The sequence below is a fragment of the Rhizobium sp. BK313 genome (genome assembly GCF_014193655.1).
GTDB lineage: Bacteria > Pseudomonadota > Alphaproteobacteria > Rhizobiales > Rhizobiaceae > Rhizobium.
Window position 1 is genome coordinate 2,229,952 of sequence record NZ_JACHZQ010000001.1, and the last position, 12,030, is coordinate 2,241,981.

Consider the following 12,030-nt stretch of genomic DNA (forward strand, 5'->3'; position numbering starts at 1 on the left):
GAACTGGAGGAATAGAATTTATTCTCGTAAATTCATTAGCTTAAAAATAATCGTGCCGAGTTATTCAAAATCCGTTATCGTGCAAAATATGGAATATTTGTTTCATTAACGGGCATGACGTCGAGAAGGGCGAAGGCATGGACAACGAAATCGAAACGCGAACCAAGGTGCCGCGGGATTTTGAAAGTCTTCGCAGCACCATTATCGAACGCAAGAATTCCATGCCGAAACGTCTGGCCCAGGTCGCGGCTTTCGCGCTCGGCAATCCCGATGAAATCGCCTTCGGGACCACGGCAAGCATCGCCACAGCCGCGGATGTTCAGCCTTCGACGCTCGTGCGTCTCGCCCATCATCTCGGTTATGAGGGTTTCTCCGACCTGCAGAGCATCTTCCGCGAGAGACTGCGCGATCGGACGCTGAGCTATGAGGAGCGGCTGATCACGCTGGAACAATCCGGCATCGAGGATGAAGAGGCCGGCATACTCTCCGGCTTTCTCTCGGCCGCCAGCCAGTCTGTCAATAAACTTGCCGCCACGATCGAGACGGATACGTTTGCCAAGGCGGTGGATGTGCTCGCCGCGGCCGAGACGATCTATCTCATCGCCAAACGCCGTTCCTATCCGTTGACGGCGCATATGACCTACGCTTTTTCCAAACTGAACATCCGCCATCAGATCGTCGCTTCGCCGAACGGCATTGATGGCGAACTTGCCCGTTTTGCCACCGAACGGGACGCGGCGATCGCAGCCAGCTTTTCGCCCTACGCCGCCGACAGCCTGGCGCAGGCACAGGATCTCGCCGCACGCAACGTGCCGGTGATTGCCATTACCGATTCGGCCTTCTCGCCGCTGACGGCCTGCGCCACCCACTGGTTCGAGGTGGCTGAGGCTGACTTTGCCGGCTTCCGCTCACTGTCGGCATCCATGGCACTGATCATGGCCTTCCCCGTCGCCATTGCCGAACGGCGCCGAAAAGATGCGGTCGCAAAATCTCACAAAACCAAAATGGAATAAATATTCCGAATTGACAAAATGACGGAACCAATGTTTCATTGCATTCATGATCGCGGCCAGGGGAGATGGCCGTAAAATCTACCAGAGCCCGGACGAAAATAAAGACGGACCGGCACTTTCAATGACGCATGACCCCATCGAAAATTGAAGAGTTATCGGGATCATGCCTGGACGGGAGGACATCATGGCACACGACAATCCTGGCGCCCAGCCGGAGGCGACACTCGATGTGATCACCATCGGCCGCTCCTCCGTCGATCTCTATGGTCAACAGATTGGCTCACGCCTGGAGGATATTGCCTCCTTTGCCAAATCGGTCGGCGGCTGCCCCGCCAATATCGCCATCGGCACGGCGCGCCTCGGCTTGAGGTCCGGCTTGATCACCCGCGTCGGCGACGAGCAGATGGGCCGTTTCATCCGCGAACAGACGGCACGCGAAGGCGTAGCGACTGAAGGGATTGCCACCGACAAGGAACGGCTGACAGCGCTGGTGTTGCTTGCTGTTGAGGCCGAAGGCGTTTCGCCGATGATCTTCTATCGCACCGATTGCGCCGACATGGCGCTCGACGAAAACGACATCGACGAGAATTTCATCCGATCGTCCCGCGCCGTGCTGGTTTCGGGCACGCATTTTTCCAAGCCGAACACGGAGGCCGCGCAACGCAAGGCGATCCGCATCGCCAAGGCGAACGGCCGCAAGGTGATATTCGATATCGACTATCGGCCGAACCTCTGGGGCCTTGCCGGCCATGCCGAGGGCTTCGAGCGCTATGTGAAATCGGATCGCGTTTCCTCGAAGATGAGGGAGACACTGCCGGATTGCGACCTGATCGTCGGTACTGAGGAGGAGATCATGATCGGCTCGGGAGTCGATAACGTCCTCGGTGCGTTGAAGGAAATCCGCCGCCTTTCTCCGGCAACGATCGTGCTGAAGCGCGGCGCCATGGGCTGCATTGTCTATGACGGGCCGATCTCCGATGACCTCGAAGCCGGCATCGTCGGCCAGGGTTTCCCAATCGAAGTTTTCAACGTGCTCGGCGCAGGCGACGCCTTCATGTCCGGTTTCCTGCGTGGCTACCTGCGCGACGAACCGTTGAAGACCTGCGCCACCTGGGCCAATGCCTGCGGTGCTTTTGCGGTCTCGCGCCTGCTCTGCTCGCCGGAATATCCGACCTGGGCCGAACTCGATTTCTTCCTGAAGACGGGCAGCAAACATCGGGCGCTGCGCAAGGACGAGGCGATCAACCATATCCACTGGGCGACGACACGGAACGGTGAGATCCCGCTGTTGATGGCGCTTGCCATCGACCATCGTTCGCAGCTCGTCAGCGTCGCCGACGAACTGGGCGTTGCCCATGACAGGATCGTTGCCTTCAAACGGCTTGCGGTCGAGGCGGCGGCGCGGGTTTCGGGCGGACGTGCGGGCTATGGCATGCTGATCGACGAGCGCTTCGGTCGTGACGCCTTCTTCGATGCCGCCACCAAGCATTTCTCCTGGATCGGCCGGCCCGTCGAATTGCCGGGCTCGAAGCCGCTCAAATTCGAATTCAGCCAGGATATCGGCTCGCAGCTCGCAGAATGGCCCCTCAACCATTGCATCAAATGCCTCTGCTTCTATCATCCCGACGATCCGAAAGTGTTGAAGGCGGAGCAGCAGGAAAAGCTGCGCAGCCTGTTCGAAGCGGCGCGCAAAGTCGGCCGCGAACTGCTGGTCGAGATCATCGCCGGCAAGAACGGGCCGCTCACCGACGACACGGTCGCAACCGCGATGGAAGAGCTCTATGCGCTCGGCATCAAACCCGACTGGTGGAAGCTGGAACCGCAGGAATCGACCGCGGCCTGGAAAAAAATCGATGCCGTGATCGCCAAAAATGATCCATGGTGCCGGGGTATCGTGCTGCTTGGCCTGGAAGCGCCGGCGGAGGAATTGATCCGTAGCTTCGAAGCCACGCTGGCCGCACCCTCGGTCAAGGGCTTCGCCGTCGGGCGGACGATCTTTTCCGACGCGGCACGCGCCTGGCTATCGGGCGGCATGAATGACGAGGAGGCGATTGCCGATATGGCCGGCCGCTTCCGGCAACTGACCCAGGCGTGGCTGAAAACCCGCGGTCTGGAATAGCCGGCGCATCGCTCCGAAAAGTGGATACCGGTTTTCGGGTAAAGCGATGCGCAAACAATGGACTAAAATGCATTTGGGAGGCGCCCCATGGGCAAGACGATCCGATTGACGATGGCACAGGCCGTCGCACATTTCCTCAAGAAGCAGATGACTGTGATCGATGGCCAAAAGCTGCCGATCTTCGGCGGCGTGTGGGCGATCTTCGGCCACGGCAACGTCGCCGGCATGGGGGAAGCGCTCTATCAGGTTCGCGAGGAGCTTCCGACCTTCCGCGCCCACAACGAACAAGGCATGGCGCATGCCGCGATAGCCTATGCGAAAACCAGCTTCCGCCAGCGTTTCATGGCCTGCACCACATCGATCGGTCCGGGCGCGCTGAACATGGTGACTGCGGCCGGCGTCGCGCATGTCAACCGCATCCCGGTGCTCTTCCTCCCTGGTGATGTCTTCGCCAACCGCGCGCCCGATCCGGTGCTGCAGCAGATCGAGGACTTCGGCGACGGCACAGTCTCGGCCAATGATGCCTTCCGTCCGGTGTCGCGCTACTTCGACCGCATCACCCGCCCCGAGCAGATCATGACGGCGCTGAAGCGCGCCATGCAGGTGTTGACCGAACCACTCGATTGCGGTCCGGTGACGCTGGCGCTTTGCCAGGATGTGCAGGCCGAGGCCTTCGACTATCCGGAAAGCTTCTTCGAGGAGCACGTCTGGACACAACGACGTCCGCAGCCGGATGCGGACGAGCTGGCAAACGCCATCGCACTGATTCGCAAATCCGAAAAGCCGGTGATCGTCGCCGGCGGCGGCGTGCTCTATTCGCGGGCGACGAAGGAGCTTGCTGCTTTCGCGGAAGCACACGGCATTCCCGTCGTTGTCACCCAAGCCGGCAAGTCGGCGATCGACGAGACGCATCCGCTCGCGCTCGGTTCGGTCGGCGTCACCGGAACGTCGGCTGCCAACGCGATTGCTGAGGAGACCGATCTGGTGATTGCCGTCGGCACCCGCTGCCAGGATTTCACCACTGGCTCCTGGGCGCTGTTCAAGAACGAAAAATTGACCATGATCGGCCTCAACATCGCGGCCTATGATGCGCTGAAGCATAATAGTCACCCCTTGGTGACAGATGCGCGCGAGGGACTGAAAGCCTTGTCTGCAGGCCTTTCCGGCTGGAAAGCGCCAGCAGTGCTTGTGGAAAAAGCAACACGAGAAAAGAAGGTCTGGTTGGAGGCTGCCGCCAAGGCGATGGCGACCACCAATGCCGCCCTGCCCTCCGACGCCCAGGTGATCGGCGCCGTCGCCCGCTCGATCGGCGGCGAAAAAAGCATCTTGCTGTGCGCTGCCGGCGGCCTGCCCGGCGAATTGCACAAACTCTGGCCGACGACCGTGCCAGGCAGTTACCACATGGAATACGGCTTCTCCTGCATGGGCTATGAGATCGCCGGCGGGCTCGGCGCGAAGATGGCGCGGCCCGACAAGGAGGTTGTCGTCATGGTCGGCGACGGCTCCTACATGATGCTGAATTCGGAGCTGGCGACCTCGGTCATGCTCGGGCTGAAGCTCACCGTCGTCCTCCTCGACAACAGGGGCTATGGCTGCATCAACCGGCTGCAGATGGCGACCGGCGGTGCCAACTTCAACAATCTCTTGAAGGATGCGCGTCATGAGGTGATGCCGGAGATCGATTTCCGGGCGCATGCCGAAAGCATGGGCGCCGTCGCCGTAAAGGTCGCCTCGATCGCTGAACTGGAACAGGCAATCGAGGCTTCGAAGAAGAACGACCGCACCTCCGTCATCGTCATCGACACCGATCCGCTGATCACGACGGACGAAGGCGGGCATTGGTGGGATGTCGCCGTGCCCGAGGTCAGCCCGCGCGCCGAGGTCAACAAGGCCCGTGCGGACTACGAAGAAGCCCGCGCCGCCCAGCGTCTCGGCTGATCGATTTCTGCCATTTTTCTGGAGGAGCGGGCCTGCTCCTCCAACAATGCTTTTAAGGAGACCATTGATGAAGGCCAAACTCGGCATGTCGCCCATCGCCTGGTGGAATGACGACCTTCCAGAGCTCAGCGACGACGTATCCCTCGAGGAATGCCTGTGCCAGTCGCGCAGTGCCGGCTTCACCGGCATGGAACAAGGCCGGCGTTTCCCCAGCAATCCTGATGAAATGTTGCCAATCCTGCGCGCCGCCGACGTGACGCTCTGTGGCGGCTGGTTCTCCGGTACGCTTGTTAATGAGGAGCTTGCCGCCAACAAGGACCGCATCGCTCCGATGATCGAGCTGTTCAAGGCAGTGAACGCACCCTGCATCGTCTATGGCGAGGTCGGCCGCTCCATCCAGGGCGACCGCTCCAAGCCGCTCGCCACCAAGCCGCGTCTTTCGGATGACGAGATGAAGGCCTATGCCCGCCGCGTCACTCAGTTCGGCGAATGGTGCGCCGAGCAGGGCATGCCGCTCTCCTATCACCATCACATGGCCGCAGTCGTGGAAACCGAGCCGGAACTCGACGCGTTCATGCGCAATTCCGGCGAAGGCATTCCGCTTCTGCTCGATGCGGGTCACCTGGCCTTTGCCGGCGGTGACGTCCTGCGCGCCATCGACAATCACCACGCCCGCATCAACCACGTTCACGTCAAGGATATCCGCAAGCCGGTTGTGGACGGGCTGGATCGTAGCCGACAATCCTTCCTCGACGCGGTGGCGCTTGGCGCGTTCACAGTGCCGGGCGACGGCTCGCTCGATTTCGGTGCCATCGTCCAGCGCCTGGCGAGTTACGGCTATGAAGGCTGGTTCGTCGTCGAGGCCGAACAGGATCCGCGCAAGGCTCCGCCGCAGAAAATGGCCGAGATCGGCCATGCCGAATTGATGCGCGTCATGACCGCAGCTGGCTATACGGTGGAAACTGAAGGTTTTCCTAAGGGATAGAGGCAACCGAAGACCTCTCCCCAAGCAACGGAGGAAGAACGCCCATGCCAAATCTCAAGGTCAAACCTGATGGCTCCCATGGTCGCGTCACCCATGTCACTCCCGGAAACGCCGGCTGGACTTATGTCGGCTTCGACCTTTTCCGGCTGAAACCCGGCGAAACGGCTTCGGCCGAAACCGGCGATCGCGAGGTTTGCCTGGTCTGGGTCAGCGGCAAGGCGAGTGCCAAGGTTGGCGAAAAGGATTTCGGATTGCTTGGTGGCCGCATGAGTCCCTTCGAGGGTGCGCCGCATGCTCTGTATATTCCGGCCGGCTCCAACTGGTCCGTCGTCGCCGAAACTGATCTGGAGCTGGCCGTGTGCTCAGCCCCCGGCGGCGGCTCGCATGAGGCCCGCGCCATTCCGCCCGGCACACATCCGGCGCTGACGCGCGGCAAGGGCACCAATGTCCGTTATGTCAACAACATCATGCCGGAGGATGACGGCGCAGCTCATTCCCTGCTGGTGGTCGAAGTCATCACGCCGGGCGGTCATACGTCGTCCTACCCGCCGCACAAACATGATCAGGACAATTTGCCGAACGAAAGCTTTCTCGAGGAGACCTATTATCATCGCCTGAACCCGCCGCAGGGTTTCGGCTTCCAACGAGTCTACACCGATGATCGCTCGCTGGATGAAGTCATGGTGCTCGAGGACGGCGACGTGACGCTGGTGCCGAAAGGATACCATCCCTGCGCCGCCTGCCATGGCTACGACCTCTATTATCTCAATGTGATGGCCGGTCCGAAACGCGTCTGGAAGTTCTACAACGCGCCAGAACATGAGTGGCTTCTGAAGGCATAAACTCCCAAGAGCATGGCAAGGCCGCGCCTTGATGGCGCGGCCTGTTCATCATGCCGGCAGCAATCCGTATCGCCAGCCGCGGTCTCTGGCATTGCGCGACAATACAAGCCAGGCGAGCACGAACATTCCCGCCTCCGCGAAGACCGGCACCATCCAGATTCCAGTTTCGCCGAAAATGAAGGGCAGCAGGAATGTCAGCGGCAGCGTGAAGAAATAGGGCCGTGCCAGGCCGAAGATCGCCCCCCCCTTCGCATCGCCGATCGACTGGAAATAAGACGACAGCACGATCATCTGCCCGAAGAGGAAATAGGCGCCGACTGTCCATGGCAATATCCGTCCCACCTCCGCAACGATGACGGAATCGCCAACGAAAACGCCCCCCAGACTACCCGCAAACATCTCGACGACCAACTCCACCACGCTGCAGTAGATCAGCGCCGACACCATGGCGATCTGCAGGCTTCGGCTGACACGGGCGGGAAGTGCGGCGCCGTGATTATGACCGGATATCGTCTGCAGGGCGATGCTGAGGCCGAGGAGCGGCAGATAGGCGAAGGTCATCACGCGGGTAATGATTCCATAAGCGCCGACGGTCGCGACATAGTCTCCCTGGTGCCAGATCGACAGGTTGAAGAGGATTGCTGCCGAACTCAGGGATATGCCGATGAAGCCTAGGCTCATCGGCGCACCGAAGGCGACGATCCCGCGCCATTCAGCGATCGGAAATGACGTCGACGGCCTCAGCGCGCCGGGCCGCCGCCAGCGATAGGACAGGATGATCGCCAGGCAAATGAATTGCGCCGCGATCGAACCGGCGGCTGAGCCGATGACACCCCAATGCATCACCGACATCAGCAGCCAGTTGGCCACGATATTGAGGAGTGTCGAGGCAAGCGTCACAACGGTCATGAAGCCGATCTTGCCCTCGCAGCGCAGAGCGTCGACATGCACCGACAACAGGAAGCTGATTGGCGCGAAGCCGACCATGACGCCCATGAAGGCGGCGGCATTGGCGGCAACAGCGGTGTCGCCCGCCGCGCTCGCGACGATGACTTGCCGCCCAGCTGTCCAGTACGCGGCGTTGACCAGGATCACCACCGCCAAGGCCAGGCCATGAGCGGCTGTGAAAACCCGCCTTGCCCCAGCCCGATCTCCGGCTCCCAGACGACGGGCCAGGATGCTCGCCATGCCATTGGAGACCAGGGATTGCAGAGCGATCAGAAGCATGAGCGCCGGAAAAATGAGGCTGACCGCCGAGATGGCATCGGCACCCACATAGATGCCGAGGAAAAAGGCATCGACGACGGCAAAAAGGCCGTTGATGGTTGTGATCAAGATGATCGGCGCGGCGGTGCGGGCAAAGACGCCCGGCAGCCAGCCGCTCAGGAATATGTTGCTTTCGGAATGATTCGTCATGGCAAAATCCACGCAGCATCACGGCCCGCCAGATGACGGCCGCAATCGATTGATGAAAGGATGGATGCTAGATGTCCAGCACCAGATGCGGCACGCCATCGGAGGTCTTGCGCGGTGAAATGCCGTTGACGTCGATCTGGGCGTTGATGCGCTGGCGGAAGGCAGAGAAGCTCTCGAAAGTCACGACATCCACAGGAGTGTCAAAATGGATCGTGATCCTGTAAAGCCCACCGGACTGCTCCGAAAGCGCCAGAACCTTGCCGGTGAAAGGCTGATTCAGATAGCGGCCACGAACTGCGGTCCCAACAGCGACCGGCGCGCTGGGCACCGCATTCGGTTTTGCCGCAAGCACCGATAGGGTGTTCCAGTCGCGCAGCCCGTATTGCTTGGCAAGCAGCTCCAAAGCTGCGCTATGGGCGACATCACCACCGCGCGCGGCCATAGCCTGTCGCAGGCGTTTGGCCTGCTCTTTCAGTTCATTGATGGACGGATAGATCGTCGTCACGGAGTCAGCCTCTCAGAAGGCATGCGTTTACGACTGCAGATCGGGGCTCGCATTACCGCCAGTCAGCATGCGCCAGATGGCTGTGACCATATTCGCAAGGGCTTCACCATGGATTCTCATCCGCGAGCGGCCGGTGCCTCGAACCGGGTTTCCGTATGATCGAAGCCAAAGCCGATGTCAAGACAAGGCGGCGGTGCTGGAAGAAACGCTGTGCAGGCGCAGGCATCGAGGATGGCGGTATCTCGCACCGTCATTCCTCAAGCGGCAAGATAGCGCTCGATCTGATCAACCGGGAAATTCGTCAGGTCCTTGGCAACCTCGGCGACGATGGCCATCTGCGAATGAGCCCCGAGATGGGGCCGCAGGATGCCAAGCGCGCGCGGCGGCGCTACGAGGATGAGGCGGTTGACGCCTTTCTCCTGCACGAGCGCATCGACCTTCGCAGCAATACCCTTCAAAAACTCCGCCGCTGCCTGTTCATGCCATGCCGTTTCTTCCACGGCGCTGCCTCCGAAACCTTCGGCCTGATGCGTGCGCCCCGGTTTGTCTGCGCCGAGTTCCCGATCCGGTGCGTGCGGCTGTTCCATGGTTTCGCGCGTTTGCAAGTCCGGATGCGGGCTGCGATTCGAACTCTCCAGGATCAGCGCCTTTGCGCCGTCGCAAACAACGATCCAGGTTCCTCGTGAAATTTTGATATCGACCATCGTCCCGTCCTCACGCTCCATGTCACGATCAAAACCGTCGACAAAGAGAACGTCTCATGACGCGAAGGGTTCAAAAACTTCATATTTGGCGCGCAATATCGCTCAACCGGCTGAAAAACGCCGATTCGTTAAAATTCGATTGGCGCAGTTGACGCTTACGCAAAATCTCCGTGCAAGGTTCATGCTGTAACCGAGATGAATTCGGCAGCCTCAAACCGGGGAATGACAATGCTTCGCGCAACGCATCTGGCGAAAGTCAAATCCGAAGTCTACGAGCACAGGTGGGAACGGTTCTTCGTTCAGCGGCCGGCCCGTATCATTGCCGTACGCCCATGTCTGACAGGCATTTCGATCCGCAGCGCCGAAATCGTCGACATTTCGCAGGGCGGCGCCAGTTTCATCGTCGGCACGACCGTGGGCCTGCCAACACACTATTATCTGAACATCCTCGGCCTTGCCTATCGCATCGGCTGCGCCGAGATCAATCGGATAGACAACCGCGTCAACGTTCGCTTCATCAACCTGATCGAGCCGGAAACATTGAGACGTGTCGTGCGCGCCGATTTCATGATCGGCAACACCGAGGCGCTTGCAGCGCGCGGCAAGCGGCAATAGGCGTCGGCATCAAGCTTTTCCGCCCTTGCAACGGCCCGCCAAGCGCCTATTGTGCTGCGCCTTGCAACAGAATTCGGGAAAATTAGCCAGAATGTCCGCCTTTTCGCGCTTCACGCCGCTGATCAGCGCCCTTCCCTCCACCGTGCCCTTCGTCGGCCCGGAAGCTCTCGAACGCCAACGCGGTTTGACCGTCAAGGCACGTATCGGTGCCAATGAAAATGGCTTCGGCCCCGCCCCCTCCGTCATCGAGACCATGCGCGAGCAGGCCGGCGATATCTGGAAATACAATGATCCGGAAAATTTCGCGCTGAAAGAAGCGCTCGCCGCGCATCTCGGCGTCAAGCCCGCGAATATCGCCGTCGGCGAAGGCATCGACAGCCTGCTCGGTCTCATCGTGCGCATGGTGGTCGAGCCGGGGGCACCCGTCGTGACCTCGCTCGGCGGCTATCCGACCTTCAATTTCCATGTCGCCGGATTCGGCGGGCGGTTGGTAACCGTACCCTATATCAACGATCGCGAGGATCTCGACGGCCTGCTGCAGGCAGTAAAGCGCGAGAATGCGCCGCTCGTCTATTTCGCCAACCCCGACAACCCGATGGGAAGCTGGTGGGATGCCGACAAGATCGTCGCCTTTGCCCGCGCTCTGCCGGAAAGCTGCCTGCTCGTTCTCGACGAAGCCTATAGCGAGACCGGGCCTGCCAGTTCGTTGCCCGATATCTCTGCGCTGATCGACCTGCCGAACGTGCTGCGCACACGTACCTTCTCCAAGGCTTATGGCCTCGCGGGTGCCCGTGTCGGTTATGCCATCGGCGTGCCGGAAACCGTGCTTGCTTTCGACAAGATCCGCAATCACTTCGGCATGAACCGACTGGCGACGGCGGCCGCACTCGCGGCTCTGAAGGATCAGGCCTACCTTGCCGAAGTCGTGGCTAAAATTCACGCTGCCCGTGAGCATATCGGCATGATCGCCCGTGACAACGGGCTTTCACCGCTTGCCTCCGCGACCAACTTCGTCGCCGTCGATTGCGGGCGCGACGGTGTTTACGCACGCGCCATCGTCGATGGGCTGATCCAGCATGGCGTCTTCATCCGCATGCCAGGTGTAGCGCCGCTCAATCGCTGCATCCGCATCAGCGTCGGTCCCAAGCACGATCTCGATCTTCTGGCCGAGGCACTGCCGAAAGTATTGAAGGCGATCGGCTGAAGCTTGGAAGCAACGAAAAACCGCGCCGGCCTTGTTCCCGGCCGGTCGCGGTTTTCTTGATGTTGACAGCGCGTCTCTCCGCCGTGCTGTCGTTCCCTCTTCCGGGGTTATTGCTTTAGATTAGGCCTAACGCGCTTCAGTGCGTGGTCATCCACTCGCGGGCGGCTCGGAGCGCTGCGGCGAGTTCCATCTTGGTCAGCGTGGCTGCGACGTCGGCGCGAAGCTCGGCGGCGCGGTCGCTGCCCTTGATGGCGGCGATGTTCAACCATTTGTGGGCGGCAACGAGATCGGGCTTGCAACCCCTGCCGGTCGCATAGATCACGCCCAGTTCACAAAGAGCGTCAGCGCTGTTGCCACCCATCATGGCCATTTCGGATGTTGGTATTTCGAAGCGTGCCATCGGTTTAATCCCTGTTTCAGTCTATTCGTTATCGGCCCTGTTTTCCTTCCGGACCTTGCCATCTATCGCGGCTTGATGATCCTTCCGGTCGGCGGGTTTGCCCGCTCGTTTGATGGCTTCACTATCGCAGACGGCTTTCAAAAAACGGCTAAAATGCATGCTTAATTCGATGCAAACAAAGTGCAAATGCTTGGTAAACTTGGGATTTTGTTAAACATCGCTTCCCTTGCAAATTAAGGATTTTTGCGCGAGTTTTACACAATGTTAAGGTTTGGATTTAAACCCTTTG

11 protein-coding genes are annotated in these 12,030 nt (G+C 60.0%); 7 read left to right on the forward strand and 4 right to left on the reverse strand.

Features of this window, described 5'->3' with window-relative positions; translation table 11 throughout:
- The first annotated feature begins 137 nt into the window (after positions 1-137).
- The 5 genes from FHT86_RS10795 to iolB all read left to right on the forward strand — a co-directional run bounded on the left by FHT86_RS10795 (position 138) and on the right by iolB (position 6,897).
- Positions 138-1,013 carry a MurR/RpiR family transcriptional regulator gene (locus tag FHT86_RS10795; protein ID WP_133706718.1) on the forward strand — a complete coding sequence of 292 codons (876 nt, stop codon included), beginning with the start codon at positions 138-140 and terminating at the stop codon, positions 1,011-1,013.
- Positions 1,014-1,197: 184 nt separating this feature from the next.
- Positions 1,198-3,132: a bifunctional 5-dehydro-2-deoxygluconokinase/5-dehydro-2-deoxyphosphogluconate aldolase gene (gene iolC, locus FHT86_RS10800; protein ID WP_133706719.1), complete on the forward strand. Its 1,935-nt coding sequence runs from the start codon at positions 1,198-1,200 to the stop codon at positions 3,130-3,132.
- Positions 3,133-3,219: 87 nt separating this feature from the next.
- Positions 3,220-5,070, forward strand: coding sequence for a 3D-(3,5/4)-trihydroxycyclohexane-1,2-dione acylhydrolase (decyclizing) (iolD, locus tag FHT86_RS10805; protein ID WP_133706720.1), 1,851 nt, complete (start codon positions 3,220-3,222; stop codon positions 5,068-5,070).
- Positions 5,071-5,137: 67 nt separating this feature from the next.
- A complete protein-coding gene (gene iolE, locus FHT86_RS10810) occupies positions 5,138-6,055 on the forward strand; it encodes a myo-inosose-2 dehydratase (protein WP_133706721.1) in 918 nt (305 codons plus the stop codon).
- Between the two features lie 44 nt (positions 6,056-6,099).
- On the forward strand, positions 6,100-6,897 hold the full coding sequence (iolB, locus tag FHT86_RS10815; RefSeq protein WP_133706722.1) for a 5-deoxy-glucuronate isomerase: 798 nt from the start codon (positions 6,100-6,102) through the stop codon (positions 6,895-6,897).
- A gap of 48 nt (positions 6,898-6,945) precedes the next feature.
- Here iolB and FHT86_RS10820 read toward each other — a convergent pair whose 3' ends face one another.
- The 3 genes from FHT86_RS10820 to FHT86_RS10830 all read right to left on the reverse strand — a co-directional run bounded on the left by FHT86_RS10820 (position 6,946) and on the right by FHT86_RS10830 (position 9,522).
- Positions 6,946-8,313 (reverse strand): MATE family efflux transporter, encoded by a 1,368-nt coding sequence (locus FHT86_RS10820; RefSeq protein WP_133706723.1) that lies wholly within the window; start codon positions 8,311-8,313, stop codon positions 6,946-6,948.
- Positions 8,314-8,380: 67 nt separating this feature from the next.
- On the reverse strand, positions 8,381-8,818 hold the full coding sequence (locus tag FHT86_RS10825; protein ID WP_133706724.1) for a glyoxalase superfamily protein: 438 nt from the start codon (positions 8,816-8,818) through the stop codon (positions 8,381-8,383).
- 257 nt (positions 8,819-9,075) lie between these two features.
- Positions 9,076-9,522 carry a host attachment protein gene (locus tag FHT86_RS10830; RefSeq protein WP_133706725.1) on the reverse strand — a complete coding sequence of 149 codons (447 nt, stop codon included), beginning with the start codon at positions 9,520-9,522 and terminating at the stop codon, positions 9,076-9,078.
- A 222-nt stretch (positions 9,523-9,744) separates the two neighbouring features.
- On the opposite strand from FHT86_RS10830, the gene FHT86_RS10835 reads away from it, so the two are divergent.
- Positions 9,745-10,137: a PilZ domain-containing protein gene (locus FHT86_RS10835; protein WP_166656781.1), complete on the forward strand. Its 393-nt coding sequence runs from the start codon at positions 9,745-9,747 to the stop codon at positions 10,135-10,137.
- A 91-nt stretch (positions 10,138-10,228) separates the two neighbouring features.
- Complete coding sequence (locus FHT86_RS10840) at positions 10,229-11,341, forward strand: pyridoxal phosphate-dependent aminotransferase (RefSeq protein WP_133706727.1); 1,113 nt, start codon at positions 10,229-10,231, stop codon at positions 11,339-11,341.
- Between the two features lie 136 nt (positions 11,342-11,477).
- Here the strand turns inward: FHT86_RS10840 and FHT86_RS10845 are convergent, their stop codons facing one another.
- On the reverse strand, positions 11,478-11,741 hold the full coding sequence (locus FHT86_RS10845) for a sel1 repeat family protein (RefSeq protein ID WP_133706728.1): 264 nt from the start codon (positions 11,739-11,741) through the stop codon (positions 11,478-11,480).
- Positions 11,742-12,030 lie beyond the last annotated feature (289 nt).

Bases quoted from the DNA above. Each gene is read 5' to 3' on its own strand.
- FHT86_RS10795 (WP_133706718.1), top strand. From the start codon at position 138: ATGGACAACGAAATCGAAACGCGAACCAAGGTGCCGCGGGATTTTGAA.
- iolC (WP_133706719.1), top strand. From the start codon at position 1,198: ATGGCACACGACAATCCTGGCGCCCAGCCGGAGGCGACACTCGATGTG.
- iolD (WP_133706720.1), top strand. From the start codon at position 3,220: ATGGGCAAGACGATCCGATTGACGATGGCACAGGCCGTCGCACATTTC.
- iolE (WP_133706721.1), top strand. From the start codon at position 5,138: ATGAAGGCCAAACTCGGCATGTCGCCCATCGCCTGGTGGAATGACGAC.
- iolB (WP_133706722.1), top strand. From the start codon at position 6,100: ATGCCAAATCTCAAGGTCAAACCTGATGGCTCCCATGGTCGCGTCACC.
- FHT86_RS10820 (WP_133706723.1), bottom strand. From the start codon at position 8,313: ATGACGAATCATTCCGAAAGCAACATATTCCTGAGCGGCTGGCTGCCG.
- FHT86_RS10830 (WP_133706725.1), bottom strand. From the start codon at position 9,522: ATGGTCGATATCAAAATTTCACGAGGAACCTGGATCGTTGTTTGCGAC.
- FHT86_RS10835 (WP_166656781.1), top strand. From the start codon at position 9,745: ATGACAATGCTTCGCGCAACGCATCTGGCGAAAGTCAAATCCGAAGTC.
- FHT86_RS10840 (WP_133706727.1), top strand. From the start codon at position 10,229: ATGTCCGCCTTTTCGCGCTTCACGCCGCTGATCAGCGCCCTTCCCTCC.
- FHT86_RS10845 (WP_133706728.1), bottom strand. From the start codon at position 11,741: ATGGCACGCTTCGAAATACCAACATCCGAAATGGCCATGATGGGTGGC.